Consider the following 16903-nt stretch of genomic DNA (forward strand, 5'->3'; position numbering starts at 1 on the left):
AAATCAGATAGATAGCCAGTTCCCCCAGAGCTGGCTATATTTGTTTCAGCCATCTGGTAACCCGCGCCATGCGCGAATTTAAAAGACCGGATTCGGCTATACATTTGTCCAGGCCTGAGAATGAGGTGCGCCGAGATGGCCAAAAAAACGAAAATAGAACACTCGGAATTCTCGGGCGAGTTTGAAGACGACGGCGTCACGGTTTTGGTTGATATCTACCGGCCCGCCGGCACCCAGCAGGATTGGACGCTCGAAGTCATCAGCGAGCATGACGATGTTACCACCTGGGACGAACCCTTCGCGACCGATAAAGATGCCTGGGAAGAATTCCTGGCAACGTGTGAGAAGGACGGGATTCGCAGCTTTCTGGATGGCGAGGATCCGTCCATCCACTGACGTTCGAATGCTCGACGCCGGACCGTTGGGGGTCCGGGGCAAAATCCCGTACTGCGACCATTGTGGTGAGGGAGAACATTCTCCGCATAGTTTTTGAAAATACGGTCTTCACTGTAAAGCCGCCGACCACCGAAGGGCAATCCCCACTGCCTTGTCGACTCTCCGTTGTTGACTCCTCGCTAAAATTAGAACATTTAGTGAACAAAAGAGAGGTCATCCGATATGTCCAACGCTGGAAAAATCACCCCCATACGGCCTGACGACATAGCGGGCTATGTCATCCAGTGTCACGACGGCAATGCGAAAGCGGCTGTCGAAGCCCTTCTCGGCGAAATCGAGCATCTACAGGAACAGCTTTCCCTGGCGGTCGCCATTATGGGAAAGGGATATACGCGCGGATGGACGCCGGATATCGGACGCGATTAGAATCGTCTTCGCCAGCCTCTTTTGGACGCGACGATACATGCGGCGAGCTCGAGCATTTCCCGTAAAAGTGCGAAGCGGTTTTACGTCCGGAAATGCGTGAAAACAAAAAGGGAGAGCACGTCCACAGATTCCGCTTAAACCGGACGTGCTCTGGGGGACGATTGGACCTAAGGCGTCGCGCCCCCGCCATTTTGTCCCGATGCTGCCGAGGCGAAGGGATGAGTCATAGGCTGCTTTACCGGAGACCGGAAACAGGCGGCCCGGCATCCTTGCCTGCGTCGCCTGCCATTAACACATTCAATATTCGTTAGAGGCGATCGCAAAATCGTCGACGATGGGCATCTTTTCCGCGTTTTCCCAGGTCCGGTCCATGGCGTAGGTTTGCGAGAGATAGGGAATGCCGATATGGCCGAAGCGGAAGGAAAGCTGGCTTTCCGCCTGTTCCTCGTCAAGCTTTGCCACGCGGCTGAGATAGAGCGCGGTGGCGAGGCCTGTCCTGTCCGCACCGGCCTTGCAATGAATGAGAATGGGCTTCGGCGCATCGCGCATGATGGCGACCAGTTCGTTGACCCTGTTCATATCGAGCTCCTGACTTGCCGACATGCCGAAATCGATATGATTAAGTCCCAGATCGCGGGCGGTTTCGACCTCATCGCGATACCAGGCCTTGGATTCGTTCGCGCCGCGCAGATTGATGACCGTCCTGATACCGTGATCTTTGGTATAGCGGACGAGCTGCTCATTGCTCGGCTGATTGGAGCGGTAGAGCTGCCCCGCGACAACCTCGTGAAAATTGCCCATGAGCTGAATGGCGTAGAGATAACAGCCTGCCGCGAGCACAACAAAACCCATGCCCCAAAGCGAGCACTTCCAGAATCTTCGCATAATAAAACGGTTCCCTTATTCGACGAGAGAACCGATACAGGTGGATTCTGACAGTAAGCTGAAAGTTCTGCGACAGTATTGTAAGAGTAGAAAAATTGCGCTTGATCAACGCACGAAAACGTAAACTGCATAGACCGCGATGAGTGCGGCGGCGGCCGCCGCAGTGATGGCGCCAAGGCGTTTCTCAATAAAATGACGTACCGATTCCCCGTATTTCTGCAGCAATCCGGCAAGGATGAAAAAGCGCGCGCCACGCGTGACGACGGCAGAAAGAATGAACAGGCCAAGGCTGATATTGGCCGCGCCGGAAAGGATCGTCACGACCTTGATCGGCGGCAGATGCGCGAGCCCTGATGTCACCAGCAGGAGAACGATGGTTTCGTAGTCCACCGAGTTCTTCAGATGCTCGAAGCTGTCGAGCTTGCCGTAAAATTCGAGAATGGGCCGGGCGATGCTCTCAAAGGCATAATGACCGAGGAACCAGCCGGCGATACCGCCGAGAACCGAGGCGACAGTTGCCACGAGCGCATAAAACATCGCCTTTTTCGGCTTTGCCAGCACCATGGGTAGGAAAAGCACATCCGCAGGCACGACGAAGACGGAGCTTTCCACGAAAGCCACGATTGCCAGCCACCACACGGCGGTTTTACGCGCGGCGAGCGCCATCGTCCAGGCATAGATGTTTTTCAGCATGTGGTTTCTCCGGGAAGAGTGTTGCGGAGTGAAGGCAGGCAGGAGCCAAGGCTTATCGGCAGTTATTGATGCGGTTTACCGACAGCTGCCGGAGGGCGGAGAACCGAACCCTGAATGATGATTAGAGACAACGCAAGAGAATGGCAAATGTTGGAAGATTTATTTTTGCATCGCAAAAAATCATAAAGACGCGCATTTCCCGCCTATTCCAAAGATCGGTTTCTGCAATGCAAAATTTCACCCTTCGGTAGATTAACTCGCCTTCTTGCTGTAGAATAAGAGGTGGAGGAAAGAGGAGGAAGTTATCATGGACTATGTAAACTTCGTTACATCGATTAATCCGGTCATACTTGTCATTCTGCTGGTCGTTCTTCTTGCAGGCGCATACAGCAGCTGGGTTTCGCACTAAACAGGGCGAAACCGCACGACCAAATGTGAAGAGGCTCGTTTCTATCAGCGATAGGCATCGGGCAGGATGAATGGTATCAATCCCGGAGTTAAATCAACTTCCGGGACGACGCATGACGAACGAATTCGCATTCACTGATACGTCTGAAAAGCTCAGCACGACGCTTGAGAAGCTGATAGGAAAACTGCAGGGCCAGACGATTACGTTGCGCGAGTTGATGGAAGCGATCGGCGAACAGGGCCTGTTGCTCATCTGCGCTATCGCTTCCCTGCCCTTTCTCATTCCGGTTTCCATTCCCGGCGTCAGCACCGTCTTTGGCGCGGCGATCATCCTTGTCAGCCTGGCAATTACCCTCAACCGCCTGCCATGGCTGCCGGCGAAAATCCTTGACCGGAAGATGGAGACGGCAAAGCTCGTCCCGGCACTTCAAAAAGGTATCGCCATTGTCTCCAAGCTCGATGCTTTCATCCGCCCGCGCATTCCCGCGCTGACGACGGGCATCATCGCCAACCGGATCAACGGACTTGCTCTGATGACGGCGGGCGTATTGCTGATGATGCCGCTTGGCTTCATTCCTTTCTCCAACACCCTTCCAGGCGTTGCGATCCTGCTTTTTTCGGCCGGGATGATTCAGCGGGATGGCGTCACCGTGCTTGGCGGCTATCTTTTCCTGGGACTGACATCGATTTATTTCGCCGCGCTCGCCTATGCGGCGTTGTGGGCCGGCCAAGGCATCAGCAGCTCCATCGGCGCATAAGACCTAGTGCCGACCGTTATTGCGAGTGTCGCGGCGGTTCTGTCGCGACGCCCACCACACCGCCATCCGTCGCCGCCGGCGGCGAACCGCAGGGAGATCGTGCGAAAGCACAATGAGCCCAAGCGGTATCATCCAGAATCCGAGAACGGGCAGGAAACCCAGCGTTCCGCCCACCACCAGCGCCGAGCCCGTCGCAATCCTGCCAACGCGGGAACGCGGCATGGCAAGGCTCCATTTCCCGATATGGAGGCGCTGTGTTCTGTGGTCGATTCCGAATTTCATTCCATCCTGCCCTTTAACATCTGGCCTGTGGATATTTTTTTCATCGGCGATAAGCCCGGAAAATCGGGACTCTGACGAGATAAAACAAGAGGAATGCGTTTTTTTTGAAAAAACCGCTTGGCAAATCGGAAAAGCATTTGTATTACCCCGCTCACACCGCGCCAAGCGGTGGACGTTCCCTGGTAGCTCAGCGGTAGAGCATTCGACTGTTAATCGACAGGTCGCCGGTTCGAATCCGGCCCGGGGAGCCATTTTCTCTCAAAACATATAATGTAGAGCGTAAAATGGCTTTCCGCCCGGCCGGATAGACGCATCGCGCTTTTATACCTGAAGGCTTCAGGCTTTTTTCGGTGCGCGTTTGGTTGCCCGGGTTGTCGTGGTAAGCGCTGGCGGATCGCTCGCAGGGAAACTTTCTTCAAGGCTTTCGGTCAAATCATCGTCCTTGTCCATCTGAGATGCCGTCTGCTCTTTCTGAAGCGACTTTACAGCCGGTGACTTCGTTTTCTTTGCCGGCGTTTTAGCGGCGGGGGATTTTTTTGCGCCGCTTTTGCTGGCAGATTTCGCCTTGCCGGCATTGTTGGAGACTTCCTGCTCCGCTTCCATCCAGTGCCGTTCGTGATGACCCTCCGGTCTTCCCTCTTTCTCCCATATTGCGCGGGCTCTTTCCCGGATTTCGGCTTCGCGATCATGGTCCATAACGGCCTCCCTCTTTTCGTGGCACCGGCTTTATTCTGCCCATGGAAAACCCGAGAAAGCTAGAATTTGTTCCGCCTTCGAAAGCCGTAGATGCGGATTTCGCGATCATCGAAGGAACCGCCCCGGCGGCCGATCGTTTGCTCCACGACAACAACAGGAGAATTCCGATGACCGGCGCCAGGCATAAAAGTCCCGAACCTCTCGATATTCGACAAAAGGACGTGGCGGATTTTGAAAACGACAGCGATCTGAAGTCTAAAGACAGTGAAATCTATCCGGATGAATCGATCAGCCTTCGCGCGCGCAGGCAGGCGGCGCGGCAGCATGAGGACGCCTTTATCGTGGCGACCGACCTGGAAGACGACGATCAGCGAGACGCGGCACCAGGCACAAGAGAGCAGCCTTAGACCTGAAAAAGGAAAAGGCGGGTCAAAGCCCGCCTTTATCAAAAAATGCAAGGAGATTTATCGGCGGACCGAAACGATGGCCTTGCGATTGAAGTTCGACACCTGCACCCGGCCGGACTGGTTACCGCCGAGGATCTTGGCCGTCTTGCCGCTCATGCTTTTCAATATTCCGGCATGGTAACCACGGCCGTTGCGAATGACAACGACATCGCCCGGCTTGGCCTGACTGACAGGCACGGCATAGCCGAAGGATCTCCAGGACTTCGCAAACCCATAGGATTTTGGAGATTTCCGCCCGACCTTGCTGGCGACGGCATGCAGGAAAAGGCCGCACCAAGGGGTACTACGTGGATTTGCGCCAAGAATGTTCTTGAGGCTCTTGTTATTTTTGGACTCATGCAGCCCGGTGTATTTTTCTGCCTGGTTCAGCATGCCGGCGGAGGCCGATGCAACGACTGTAAAAGACAAGGCAACCGATAGAATTAACGCGGATACTTTCAAACGTTTCGCCCTTATGTTAGAGGGCGCCCGTGTATTGTGACAATTTAGCGACAATTTGACGAGAAATGGGCAGAAATCAGACGCCTATTCATGCGCGCTCATCTGTCATTGCTTCAAAACAGGCTGCCCTGCGCCTCATCGGCCCGGCTGCGGCCGGCATTTTCGAGATCCAGCATACGCAATTTGGTGGTGGTTCCACCCGGCGCAGAGAAGCCGCCAAGCCTGCCGCCGGCGGCAAGCACCCGGTGACAGGGAATGATCAGCGGCACCGGATTTTTCGCCATGGCCTGACCGACATCGCGGGCCTTTTCCATACCAAGACCAAGCGTCTTTACGATGCCGCCATAGGTCGTCGTGTTGCCCCAGCCGATCTGCCGCGCGACGGCGTAAACATCGAGGAAAAAACGATCCTGCCCGGCGAGATCGAGTTCGACTGTGGTAAAATCGATTTCCTCGCCGCCAAAATAACGGGTGATCATTGCAACCACCTCACGCGTGCGTGTTTCCGGAACAGCGAGAGAGGCAGACGGCAGGCGCTTCAGGAGAAGCTTTTCTGTCTCGCCGGCATCAGGGCTGGGCAATTGCAGACGCGCGATACCATGCCCCGCCCATGCCAGGCCGCAATGGCCGAGGGCCGTGGGAAAAACAATATAACCGTGGTGGTTGCTCATCGCCGTCACTCATTCGCTTTTTCGTATGCACGATGCCATATCCCACATTCGAAACAACCCCGTTCCCACCCTCTCAACACACAAGGCCACCCGTTTTTGGCGGGTGGCCTTTTACACGTCAGTTCCGAAAATCCGTTCAGGATGCGATTTTGTCCGGCTCTTCCACCAGGCACTGCGCCTGCCGACTGGCGGCGACGAAGGCCGTGCGGGCGATTTCTCCCGCTACGTCGCCCATCAGCGAGGCGCGGCACAGGCGCAGCGCCTGTTCATGTACCTTGTCGCCCCGTTTGGGCCATTCATGCTGGAGAAAATCGAAAGCGTCGTAAACGCCGTTGAAAATCCGGGGAGCGCCGTTTTCAAGGGAGATGGTAACGGGCTTTTCCCACTTAACGTCATTCAGCAACATTGATTGCACTTCCATGCTCTATTAACCCGCGACAAACGCCGGCTCCTCCAGTTGGTTCCCTTTATCAGCGGTTTCAAGGGCGAAAAAATAACCCCCCAGAAACCGTGCGCCCCCATCTTTTCATTGTAGCCGATTTGCGGAACAAAGCGGTTCAACACTCGTTCAAGCGGAAGTGAACCGGGACCCTTCATGTCAACAACAGTCTCCCCCGCAATCGTCTGGTTCCGCAAGGACTTGCGCCTTTCGGACAATCTCGCCTTGCTTGCCGCCGTGGAGCACGGGGGGGCGGTCATCCCCGTCTATATCAGGGAAGAATCATGTGGCCCGCTGGGCGGCGCACAGGAATGGTGGCTTCATCATTCGCTCGCCTCGCTTTCCGCCGCACTGGAAAAAACCGGCAGCCGTCTTCTGCTTTTTAGCGGCGAGGCCGAAAAGACGTTGCGCGCGCTAATATCCGAAACCGGCGCCGACGCGATATTCTGGAACCGCCGATATGATCCGGCCGGCATGGCCACGGACAAGGCGCTCAAACAGAAGCTACGCGACGACGGGCTGACCGTCCGCAGCTTTTCCGGGCATCTCCTGCACGAGCCATCACGGCTGCAGACGAAATCCGGCGGGCCTTACCGGGTCTATACGCCCTTCTGGCGGGCGCTGGAGGGCGGCGAAGAGCCACACGCGCCAGCGGATGCGCCAAAGAGCCTGAAGGCGCCCAAGGTCTGGCCGAAGTCCGAAAAACTCGCCGACTGGAAGCTGCTGCCCACCACGCCGGACTGGGCAAAGGATTTCAGTGACATCTGGACCCCCGGTGAAAACGGTGCGCAGGAAAAACTCGATGATTTCATCGATGGTGCCCTGAAAGGTTATGAAGAAGGCCGGGATTTTCCAGCAAAACCCGCGACGTCGCTGCTTTCACCGCATCTTGCCACGGGCGAAATATCGCCGGCGGCCGTCTGGCACGCCACGAAAGGGCTTTCGCGGCATATTGCCTCCAATGATATCAGCCGTTTCCGCAAGGAAATCGTGTGGCGGGAATTCTGCTACCACCTGCTGTTCCATTTCCCGGAACTGGACGAAAAGAACTGGAACGACAGTTTCGACGCCTTTCCCTGGCGGGATGATGAGAAATCCTTCCAAGCCTGGACACGTGGGATGACGGGATATCCGATCGTCGATGCCGGCATGCGGCAATTGTGGCAACACGGCATCATGCACAACCGGGTGCGCATGATCGTGGCGTCCTTCCTCATCAAACATCTGCTGATCGATTGGCGGAAGGGTGAGAAATGGTTTCGCGATACGCTTGTCGATGCCGACCCGGCGTCCAATGCCGCCAACTGGCAATGGGTGGCGGGCTCGGGGGCGGATGCCTCGCCGTTCTTCCGCATCTTCAACCCCATATTGCAGGGAGAGAAATTCGACGCCGACGGGGATTATGTACGCCGCTTCGTGCCTGAGCTTGAAAAGCTCGAGCGGAAATACATCCACAAGCCGTTCGAAGCGCCGAAGGATGTGCTGAAAAAGGCGGGCATCGAACTCGGCAAGATCTATCCGCTGCCGATCGTCGACCACGCAAAGGCGCGCGAAAGAGCGCTCGCCGCCTACGCCGCAGTGAAGAAGGCCACATAAAACTGGGTATCGGCAAAATTTTGCGTGGCTAAGCCAAAGCCGGGAAGATAATTTCTTGTCTTGAAGCGGTTGTAACGGGACATAACGGCACCTAATTTCCGCTCAGACAAGAAGGCTCGATCATGACCATTCATCCCTCTGCGCTCAGTGCTATCGGCAACACGCCGCTCATCCGCCTGAAAGCTGCCTCTGAAGCAACGGGGTGTGAAATCCTCGGCAAGGCGGAATTCCTCAATCCCGGCCAGTCGGTGAAGGATCGCGCCGCGCTCTACATCATCCGCGACGCCGAACGGCGCGGACAGTTGCGCCCAGGCGGCACCATCGTGGAAGGGACGGCCGGCAATACCGGCATCGGCCTGTCGCTGGTCGCCAATGCGCTTGGCTACAAGACCGTCATCGTCATTCCCGAGACGCAGAGCCAGGAAAAGAAAGATGCGCTGAAACTTCTCGGCGCCAAGCTGGTCGAGGTTCCGGCAGCACCCTATTCCAACCCGAACAATTACGTGAAGGTTTCAGGCCGGCTGGCAAAACAGCTTGCCGCAACGGATGAGAACGGCGCGATCTGGGCCAACCAGTTCGATAATATCGCCAACCGCCAGGCGCATATTGAGACGACGGCCCCGGAAATCTGGGACCAGACAGACGGCAAGGTGGATGGCTTCATCTGCGCAGTCGGTTCCGGCGGGACGCTTGCGGGCGTGGCCGATGGCCTGCGCGATTTCAATCCCGACATCAAGATCGGTCTTGCCGATCCTGAAGGTGCCGCCCTCTACGAATTCTACAAGCACGGCGTCCTGAAATCCGAAGGTTCTTCCATCACGGAAGGGATCGGCCAGGGCCGCATCACCGCCAATCTGGAAGGTTTCGCCCCGGACTTTTCCTATCGAATTGCAGACGCGGAAGCCTTGCCCATTCTCTTTGATCTGGTCACGAAAGAAGGCCTTTGCCTCGGCGGTTCTTCGGGCATCAACATTGCCGGTGCAATCCGCCTTGCCCGCGAGCTCGGTCCGGGGCATACAATCGTGACGATACTTTGCGACTACGGCAATCGTTATCAGTCGAAGCTCTTCAATCCGGATTTCCTGCGCTCAAAGGGGCTTCCCGTGCCGCAGTGGCTGGCGACCAGGAGCGAGATTCCGGTTCCCTACGAAACCGTTTAAGGAAATGCCGAAATGCCTGTGAATGCCCTGTTCCGTGACGATTTTTATCTTTCCACCGCAGAAGCGATCGTCACGGCGGTGCATGAGGATGGCGGCATAGAGCTAGACCAGACCTGCTTTTACGCCACCTCCGGCGGTCAGCCGGGCGATAGCGGCTTTCTCGAGCGGGCCGATGGGTCGCGCATCGAACTCGGCATCACCAGAAACGGTGCCGACAAGAGCGTGATCGTCCATGTGCCGCTCGAAGGCCAACCTTCACCCAAGGTCGGCGAAAAACTGACGCTGCATGTGGACTGGCCGCGTCGTTACAAGCTGATGCGCATGCACACCGCCTGCCACCTGCTCTCCGTCGTCTGCCAATGGCCGATCACCGGTGCGGCGGTCGGCGAGGATGAATCGCGTGTCGATTTCGACATGTCGGAAACCATCGACAAGGACGAGGTGACCGCAAAGCTGATGGAGCTGGTGAAAGCCAACCACCCCGTCTTCCTGCAATGGATCACCGACGAGGAGCTTGCCGCCAATCCGGGCATCGTCAAATCCAAGAATGTGCGCCCGCCAATGGGTCTTGGCCGGGTCAGCCTCGTCTGCATCGGCGAAAATTCCAGTATCGACAGCCAGCCCTGCGGCGGCACCCATGTTTCCGAAACGCAGGAAGTGGGCGATATTCACATTGCCAAGATAGAAAAGAAGGGCAAGGAGAACAGGCGGTTCCGCATTCGTTTCGGCGCGCCTGAAGCTGCTGCCTGAAATCAGGAGAAACATCGTGAGCACGGATAAGAGCCGTTTCGTCGTTTCGGCGGACTGGGTGGAAAAACAACTCGGCACGACCGGGTTTCGTCTCGTTGATGCCTCATGGTATCTGCCGGCGCACAAACGCAACGGTGCGGAAGAATTCGCAGCCGGCCATCTGCCCGGTGCGGTCTTTTTCGATCAGGACAAGATCGCCGATCATACCACCGGCCTGCCACACTCCCTGCCCTCGCCGGAATTCTTTGCGGAACAGGCCGGTTCACTCGGGCTCAGCGACACCGATACGATCGTGGTTTATGACGGTCCCGGCTTCTTTTCCGCGCCGCGTGTGTGGTGGATGCTGCGGGTGATGGGCGTGCGCAAAGCCTATGTGCTGGATGGCGGCCTCGACGGCTGGAAACGCGAAGGGCGGCCGCTCGAAACCGGCACGCCGGAAATCGAGCCGGCGACCTTTACGCCTGACTTCAACGAAAAGCGCGTGACGACGCTGGGCGCCATGCGCGGCATTGTCGACAGCGGTGAAAAACAGATTGCCGACGCTCGCGGCGCCGGACGCTTTACCGGCGACGAGGCCGAGCCGCGTGCCGGCATGCGCTCCGGCCACATGCCCGGCGCGCGCAGCCTGCCCGCAACGGCCTTTTCCGAAAACGGCCACTTCAAGGACCTCACCGCTATCCGCAAGATGGTGACCGATGCCGGTATCGATCTTTCGAAGCCCGTCGTCACCAGTTGCGGCTCGGGCGTCACCGCCGCTGTCATCACCCTAGCCCTGGAATCGCTCGGCCATAAGGATAATTCGCTTTATGACGGCTCATGGTCGGAATGGGGCGGATTGCAGGATACGCCGGTGGTTACCGGTCCGGCGGATGCAATCCCCACATTGTCGCACGGGCCGCTGAAGGCGCATGTGACGCAGCTCGAAATGACGGCGCCGCCGAAGGTCAGCCTGCCGATCCCCGTGAACATCCAGACGGCGCTGATGCGGGTCAACAATATCCCCCTGCACTTCTACCGCTATCTCTACTGGCGGGTGGGGAAACGCTGGCACTGGCAAAAGCGCATGCGTATGAGCGACGCCGAGCTTTCCGCCATCCTGCGCGATCCGAAAAACAGCGTTACGGTTCTTTATATGAACGGTGCGCCCGCCGGTTTCTTCGAACTGAACAGGGCGAGCGACGAGGTGACCGAGCTTTCCTATTTCGGGCTGCTCGAAGAGGCGATCGGTGCGGGCGTTGGCAAATGGTTTCTGTTGCAGGCGCTTTACGCCGCCTGGCAGGACAATCCGCAACGGGTGACGGTGACGACCAATACGCTCGACCATCCGCGCGCATTGCAGCTTTACCAGATGATGGGTTTTTCGCCCGTCGGCACCTATGAGGCCTGGGTGGAGCCGCTTGCCGATACCGAGCTTTTGGAGATATCGCTGCGCAATTGAGTAGCGCCATTGAGAGCAACGCGTGCCATTCTCCGATAAGGAGTGTCTGTTCCCCGCTCCCTCATCCCTGTGCTCGTCACAGGAGTCCAGCCAGCCCAAGTCCTTGGGCTGAAAAAGACTCTCTCGCCGCGCAGACGCCGTCAGCTAGATTGCCGTGACAAGCAACAGGAATGAGGGGGTGAGGGAAATGTCAGCGCAGGAACCGCTGCGCAATGTTGGTGGGGATACTTTTTACGGCTCAGCAGCACGGCACTTTCCTCCCATATCAGGAAGCCAGATCGCCAGCGGCCGGCAATCTGCCTTCAGATTTCCCGTTCCAGATTAACGGCTGCCGTCGGTATTTTCCCGCCTACAGCACCTTTGTCTTCCGTGACGGTGTTCTGCAGATGATCGGCAATCAGTTCCGCCTGGAACTTGCCGAGTTCATAACAATAGGTGATCTCGCGCTTTTCCGCCGACCAAAAGACGTCGGGACGGCCGCAGGATTTGGCCGTCAGCTTGACGTCCCCTTTCAGGCCATAGCTGCTAAAACTGCGGCTGATGAGATCGAGAACTTTGGATTCCTTGATCATGATGGCGTATGGTTCAAGTTCCGGGTCGCGCGGCGGCATGTAGCTGATGGAGAATCTGGAAGGCGCCTGGCTGCGGTGGGGCGCGAGAAAATTCTCCCACGCCGACGCAACGCCCGGATAGGCGGCGGCGCATTTGTCGAATTCGGCATTGTTGAGCCCCATCATGGCGGCCAGATCGCCATAACCGTCCTTGTCGCGGCCAACCATCAGGCAGGCCATTTTGCGATCACGGTTCCTGTCTGGCACCAGCACGGAGAAGACCGGGGCTTCATGCTCAGGCAGGGTCTGCGCCTCACGCGCCAGATACCAGCTGTCCGTGGCATTGACGAGCGCGGTGTCGAGCCACTCCTCGTTGGCCTGGAGGATAAGCGTTCCTGCGAGTTGATCCGCCGGGGCCTGGGAACTTGCCGTCTGCGCCGTTCCGAAATCCGAGATCAGCATGCGCGCGCCCTCGTGATAAAGCGAGAAAATCGCATTGCCGATGACGAAATTGACCGCCTGCTGAAGCTGTTCGTCGGACAGGCCATCGAGGCCAGACGCCATCTGGGCCTGAGCGGGAACCGTCAACGAAACGAAAGCCAGTGGAACGACGGCCAGAAAACGACGGAACATAAAATCAGACCTTCCGGGAACGAGGAGCGTCACTGATTCCCGAAGCTAACGAGTCACGCAATGGGCCGGTTGCATCGCCCGTCAAGAATCGGGTGGATAGCGATCCGTTTCGGGACCATAGCTGCAAAGAAGCAACGCCGATCCCAACATAGGAGGTTCCCGACATGACCGATCTCGTTTTCACCGCAATGCCGGCTAAGGAAGCCGAAGCTTACCGGGCAGGAGCCGCCGACGCTTATGGCAATGCACCGGAGAACGCCGTTTCTCCTGGAGGTATGCCATGCCGCCACTGCCTTCGCCAGATCGGTGAAGGCGACGCGATGCTGATCCTCGCCTACCGGCCCTTTCCCTCGCTGCAGCCCTATGCGGAAACGGGGCCGGTGTTTCTGCATGCCGACGCCTGTGAGCGCTACCCGCAGACGCAGACCATTCCGCCGATGCTGGACAGCCCGGATTACATCGTGCGCGGTTATGGGGCCGATGACCGCATCGTCTACGGCACCGGCGCGGTGACGGCGACAAACGAAATCGTGTCACGCGCGCAGCAACTTCTGGAACGTTCGGATGTCGCTTATGTCCACGTGCGCTCCGCCCGCAACAATTGCTATCAGTGCCGTATCGACACAGCATAATCGGTAATTACATGCAATTTTAAGAGAAGAACTAAACGGCTCTCAAGTTTTCCGCGCCATGATGCAGGTATCGGAAACAATTCATTTGAGCAGCAAAATGACAAACAACCTCAATATGGCGACCCGGACCGCGCCCCGCAGCAAAACCAGGATTTTTGCGACCGTGCATTATTTCAGCCAGTCGACCAGAGGGCGTGTTGTCGATCTTTCCGCCACCGGAATGGCGCTCGAACTGGACGGGCCTTTCGCGGCTGCCAAGGGCAGCCGGGTCAAGGTGCAGAGTGAAGATCTGGGCTTCATCGAGGGCGTCGTGCAGTGGCAGCACATGAACCGCCTTGGCCTGCAGCTCAAGCTTTCCACCAATACGCTGGCGCAGCTATCCTCCTATTTTCGCTTCTTCCACGAAGAAGTGAGACCAACCCTCGCGCGCTGATCCAGAGCACGGCAATGCGCAGAGCGAAGAATGCGCATTCTCCAGTGCGGCGACACCTGCGCCGCACTGCCGTGATAAAAAATTTATCAAACGGTTGAAAACCGGCCCATCTGTCACGGCCCTGTCATTTTGGTGATGGACTCCTCTGCGATTGCTTCTACCCTGTCATTTTTCAAGACAGAGCAAGCTTCATCCGAAGGAGTTCCCATGTCGTCGCTTCTCGCTCTCCACCCCATTACCCGGCGTTCGGTGCTGGGCGGCATCGCAGCCTCCTCGGCGCTGGTGATGCTGCACCCTTTTGCTGCGCGTGCGGCGACCAACCAGGCGCATCTGCGCATCATGGAAACGACCGATATCCATGTTCACGTCTTTCCCTATGATTATTACGCCGATAAGCCGAACGACACGATGGGGCTTTCGCGCACCGCCTCGATCATCGACAAGATCCGCGCCGAGGCCGGCAATTCGATGCTGGTGGATAATGGCGACTTCCTGCAGGGCAATCCGCTCGGCGACTATATCGCCTATGAGCGCGGCATGAAAGCCGGCGACAAGCACCCCGTGATCAACGCCATGAACGTGCTGGGGTATGATTGCGGCACGCTCGGCAACCACGAATTCAATTACGGTCTCGACTATATGTCGAACACGCTGGCGGGCGCCGGTTTCCCTTATGTCTGCGCCAATCTCACCAAGGGCCAGCTTGCTTCCGATCCGAAAAACGACGAGCTGTTCTTCAAGCCCTATGTTATCCTGGAAAAGCAGATACGCGACGGCGGCGGCGTGACGAGCCCGGTCAAGGTCGGCATCATCGGCTTTGTGCCGCCGCAGATCATGATGTGGGATTCCAAGAACCTCGAGGGCAAGGCCCAGACGCGCGACATCGTCGAGGCGGCAAAAGCCTGGGTGCCCGTGATGAAGGAAGAAGGCGCCGATATCATCATCGCCCTTTCCCATTCCGGCATCGATGGCAAGGGCCAGAGCGACCGCATGGAAAACGCCTCGCTCTATCTGGCGGGCGTGGAAGGCATCGACGCCATCTTCACCGGCCACCAGCATCTTGTTTTCCCCGGTCCGAAGACCTGGGACGGTATCGAGGGTGCGGATGCGGTGAAGGGCACGCTGATGGGCAAACCGGCCGTGATGGCTGGTTTCTGGGGTTCGCATATGGGCCTGATCGACCTGCTGCTCGAAAAGGACGGCAAGAGCTGGAAGATCGTCGACTTCACCTCCGAAGCCCGGCCGATCTATCATCGTGACGACAGCCGCAAGGTCGTTGCCGACTACACCGACAAGCCAGAGGTTCTCGCCGCCGCCAAGGCCGATCACGAGGCGGCCCTCGCCTATGTGCGCCGTCCCGTCGGCAAGACCTCCGCACCGCTCTATTCCTATTTCGCGCTGGTAGCCGACGACCCTTCCGTGCAGATCGTCTCCAATGCCCAGACCTGGTATATCAAGGACATGCTGAAGGAAGGGCAATACAAGGATCTGCCCGTGCTTTCGGCAGCAGCCCCCTTCAAGTCCGGCGGTCGCGGCGGCGCGGATTATTATACCGATGTCCCCGCCGGTGACATCGCCATCAAGAACGTCGCCGATCTCTATCTCTATCCCAACACGGTGCAGGCGGTGCTGATCAACGGCGCGCAGGTGAAGAACTGGCTGGAAATGTCGGCCGGCATGTTCAATACGGTCGAGGCCGGCGCAAAGGACGCGCCGCTGCTCAACGCCGACTTCCCGTCCTATAATTTCGATGTCATCGACGGTGTTACCTACCAGATCGATATTTCCAAACCGGCGAAATTCGACAAGGACGGCAAGGCGGTCAACCCGGAGAGCAACCGCATCGTCAACCTGCAATTTGAAGGCAAGCCCATCGATCCCGAGCAGAAATTCGTGGTGGCCACCAATAATTACCGTGCGAGCGGCGGTGGCAAATTCCCCGATATCGCCGGTGACAAGGTGATTTTCGTGGCCCCCGACACCAACCGCGACGTGATCGTGCGCTACATCATCGATCAAGGCACCATCAATCCGTCCGCAGACGCCAACTGGTCTTTCGCACCGGTGGCCGATGCCACGGCGATCTTCGAGACCGGCCCCAAGGGCCGCCACTATGCAACCGATATCAAGGGCGCAAAAATCGAGGATGCCGGGGATGGCGCGGAAGGTTTCGCGAAGTTCCGTCTGGTTCTTTGAGGGCTGCGGCCTTTCGGCTGTTGGCGGCAGGGTGAAGCTCTGCCGTCATCCTTGGGCTTGTCCCAAGGATCTAACCACGTCAACAAAATCAATCCGTAGCAGATCCTCGGGACAAGCCCGAGGATGACGCCGAGTTTGATGGAAACTATCGGCAATACCGAGGGCTATCCCCTCAATCGCGCCCATCGAGCGTTCGCAGCAGAAGCGGCAGTTCCAATGGCGGCTTCTGCTCTACACGCCGATAATCGCTACCATCGCGGTTGCGGCGGATGAGCCTCAGGCCGACCATGTCGCGCCTCAGCATGGCTGCATCCCCGAACAGGTGCAGGCTATCCAGAAAGCTGCTGAATTCGCGCTCTGAAAAGCTCTGCCCGGCGGGAATTTTCGCCCACAGATACCAGAGGCACAGTTCCTGATGCGAGCGGCGGGCCGGCCATTGCATCATCCGGCCGGCAGCGTCGAAGACACGAACTGTCTTCAGCACCCTGCCCTCATTGGCGGCCGAAAGCATCTCAGGTCGGGATTGCCCACTTTCAGCGGATGGGTTTCTTGACGCGCGCAGATGCTGGAAATTTCGGAACCCGGCAGCGCGGCTCAGCAGATTGAGCATCTCCACATGGCTTGGCTTTCGGTCCAGCCTGCCGATCTGTTCACGGACGGATTTGGCGAAAGTCGACAGGTCAGCGATATCAATGGAAAGGATCGAACGTGGCATGACTTACCCTCATGTGCCATTCCGAAAAGGTGTCGCTGATCGCCGTCTTCCGACATGGCACAGGATAAGTGCTGTCAAACTTTAAAAATGCAGGTTTAGCTTCCCTTACGGGACGGCGATGCCTCGGTGAACTGCTGACCGTAATTTAGGTATAGGCAGGCGATCCACCCACGTCAATTGGCCTTGTTGGCATAGCGGCACCTTCTCAGCCTAAAGGTAATTGTCGCAACTTCAACC

The 16903-nt window shown here is 57.5% G+C and carries 20 protein-coding genes and 1 tRNA gene; 12 read left to right on the forward strand and 9 right to left on the reverse strand.

Features of this window, described 5'->3' with window-relative positions:
- Positions 1-135: 135 nt before the first annotated feature.
- A complete protein-coding gene (locus PL597_RS16725; protein WP_077982477.1) occupies positions 136-396 on the forward strand; it encodes a hypothetical protein in 261 nt (86 codons plus the stop codon).
- A gap of 222 nt (positions 397-618) precedes the next feature.
- The gene (locus PL597_RS16730; protein ID WP_269824269.1) at positions 619-822 is read left to right on the forward strand and encodes a hypothetical protein; all 204 of its coding nucleotides are present in this window, start codon (positions 619-621) and stop codon (positions 820-822) included.
- Between the two features lie 297 nt (positions 823-1119).
- On the opposite strand, the gene PL597_RS16735 is transcribed toward PL597_RS16730, so the two are convergent.
- Together PL597_RS16735 and PL597_RS16740 are read right to left on the reverse strand one after the other, a co-directional pair.
- Entirely contained in the window at positions 1120-1674 is a 555-nt protein-coding gene (locus PL597_RS16735) for a dual specificity protein phosphatase family protein (RefSeq protein WP_269824285.1), read from the reverse strand.
- 138 nt (positions 1675-1812) lie between these two features.
- Positions 1813-2400, reverse strand: a complete 588-nt coding sequence (locus PL597_RS16740; protein ID WP_077982480.1) for a YqaA family protein — start codon at positions 2398-2400, stop codon at positions 1813-1815.
- 521 nt (positions 2401-2921) lie between these two features.
- Here PL597_RS16740 and PL597_RS16745 point away from each other — a divergent pair.
- On the forward strand, positions 2922-3566 hold the full coding sequence (locus PL597_RS16745; RefSeq protein ID WP_077982481.1) for an exopolysaccharide biosynthesis protein: 645 nt from the start codon (positions 2922-2924) through the stop codon (positions 3564-3566).
- Positions 3567-3569: 3 nt separating this feature from the next.
- Here the strand turns inward: PL597_RS16745 and PL597_RS16750 are convergent, their stop codons facing one another.
- Entirely contained in the window at positions 3570-3848 is a 279-nt protein-coding gene (locus PL597_RS16750) for a hypothetical protein (protein WP_077982482.1), read from the reverse strand.
- A gap of 176 nt (positions 3849-4024) precedes the next feature.
- Here PL597_RS16750 and PL597_RS16755 point away from each other — a divergent pair.
- Positions 4025-4099, forward strand: a tRNA-Asn gene (locus tag PL597_RS16755).
- 85 nt (positions 4100-4184) lie between these two features.
- Here PL597_RS16755 and PL597_RS16760 read toward each other — a convergent pair.
- On the reverse strand, positions 4185-4544 hold the full coding sequence (locus PL597_RS16760; RefSeq protein WP_149146598.1) for a DUF2934 domain-containing protein: 360 nt from the start codon (positions 4542-4544) through the stop codon (positions 4185-4187).
- Positions 4545-4711: 167 nt separating this feature from the next.
- Between PL597_RS16760 and PL597_RS16765 the strand changes: the two genes are divergently transcribed.
- Positions 4712-4951 carry a hypothetical protein gene (locus PL597_RS16765; protein ID WP_269834601.1) on the forward strand — a complete coding sequence of 80 codons (240 nt, stop codon included), beginning with the start codon at positions 4712-4714 and terminating at the stop codon, positions 4949-4951.
- Positions 4952-5008: 57 nt separating this feature from the next.
- On the opposite strand, the gene PL597_RS16770 is transcribed toward PL597_RS16765, so the two are convergent.
- The 3 genes from PL597_RS16770 to PL597_RS16780 form a co-directional block, all read right to left on the reverse strand.
- Positions 5009-5452, reverse strand: coding sequence for a TIGR02594 family protein (locus PL597_RS16770; RefSeq protein WP_077982484.1), 444 nt, complete (start codon positions 5450-5452; stop codon positions 5009-5011).
- A 113-nt stretch (positions 5453-5565) separates the two neighbouring features.
- On the reverse strand, positions 5566-6123 hold the full coding sequence (locus tag PL597_RS16775) for a methylated-DNA--[protein]-cysteine S-methyltransferase (RefSeq protein ID WP_142912573.1): 558 nt from the start codon (positions 6121-6123) through the stop codon (positions 5566-5568).
- A gap of 136 nt (positions 6124-6259) precedes the next feature.
- Positions 6260-6529 carry a DUF982 domain-containing protein gene (locus PL597_RS16780; protein ID WP_162520436.1) on the reverse strand — a complete coding sequence of 90 codons (270 nt, stop codon included), beginning with the start codon at positions 6527-6529 and terminating at the stop codon, positions 6260-6262.
- A gap of 189 nt (positions 6530-6718) precedes the next feature.
- Here PL597_RS16780 and PL597_RS16785 point away from each other — a divergent pair, with 189 nt between their 5' ends.
- The 4 genes from PL597_RS16785 to sseA all read left to right on the forward strand — a co-directional run bounded on the left by PL597_RS16785 (position 6719) and on the right by sseA (position 11506).
- Complete coding sequence (locus tag PL597_RS16785) at positions 6719-8158, forward strand: cryptochrome/photolyase family protein (protein ID WP_271365760.1); 1440 nt, start codon at positions 6719-6721, stop codon at positions 8156-8158.
- A gap of 122 nt (positions 8159-8280) precedes the next feature.
- Positions 8281-9318, forward strand: coding sequence for a cysteine synthase A (locus PL597_RS16790; RefSeq protein ID WP_271365761.1), 1038 nt, complete (start codon positions 8281-8283; stop codon positions 9316-9318).
- A 12-nt stretch (positions 9319-9330) separates the two neighbouring features.
- On the forward strand, positions 9331-10068 hold the full coding sequence (locus tag PL597_RS16795; RefSeq protein ID WP_269824234.1) for an alanyl-tRNA editing protein: 738 nt from the start codon (positions 9331-9333) through the stop codon (positions 10066-10068).
- A 16-nt stretch (positions 10069-10084) separates the two neighbouring features.
- The gene (gene sseA, locus PL597_RS16800; protein ID WP_142912569.1) at positions 10085-11506 is read left to right on the forward strand and encodes a 3-mercaptopyruvate sulfurtransferase; all 1422 of its coding nucleotides are present in this window, start codon (positions 10085-10087) and stop codon (positions 11504-11506) included.
- A gap of 302 nt (positions 11507-11808) precedes the next feature.
- Here sseA and PL597_RS16805 read toward each other — a convergent pair whose 3' ends face one another.
- On the reverse strand, positions 11809-12690 hold the full coding sequence (locus PL597_RS16805; protein WP_142912568.1) for a DUF4344 domain-containing metallopeptidase: 882 nt from the start codon (positions 12688-12690) through the stop codon (positions 11809-11811).
- A gap of 164 nt (positions 12691-12854) precedes the next feature.
- On the opposite strand from PL597_RS16805, the gene PL597_RS16810 reads away from it, so the two are divergent.
- The 3 genes from PL597_RS16810 (at position 12855) to PL597_RS16820 (ending at position 15951) form a co-directional block, all read left to right on the forward strand.
- Positions 12855-13322: a DUF1203 domain-containing protein gene (locus PL597_RS16810; RefSeq protein ID WP_077982490.1), complete on the forward strand. Its 468-nt coding sequence runs from the start codon at positions 12855-12857 to the stop codon at positions 13320-13322.
- 97 nt (positions 13323-13419) lie between these two features.
- Entirely contained in the window at positions 13420-13755 is a 336-nt protein-coding gene (locus PL597_RS16815; protein WP_077982961.1) for a PilZ domain-containing protein, read from the forward strand.
- A gap of 207 nt (positions 13756-13962) precedes the next feature.
- A complete protein-coding gene (locus PL597_RS16820; RefSeq protein ID WP_271365763.1) occupies positions 13963-15951 on the forward strand; it encodes a bifunctional 2',3'-cyclic-nucleotide 2'-phosphodiesterase/3'-nucleotidase in 1989 nt (662 codons plus the stop codon).
- Positions 15952-16123: 172 nt separating this feature from the next.
- Here PL597_RS16820 and PL597_RS16825 read toward each other — a convergent pair whose 3' ends face one another.
- Positions 16124-16666 (reverse strand): DUF2087 domain-containing protein, encoded by a 543-nt coding sequence (locus PL597_RS16825; protein ID WP_271365764.1) that lies wholly within the window; start codon positions 16664-16666, stop codon positions 16124-16126.
- Positions 16667-16903: the final 237 nt, after the last annotated feature.

It is taken from the genome of Agrobacterium sp. ST15.13.013 (assembly GCF_027956525.1).
In the GTDB taxonomy this organism is placed as follows: Bacteria; Pseudomonadota; Alphaproteobacteria; order Rhizobiales; family Rhizobiaceae; genus Agrobacterium; species Agrobacterium salinitolerans.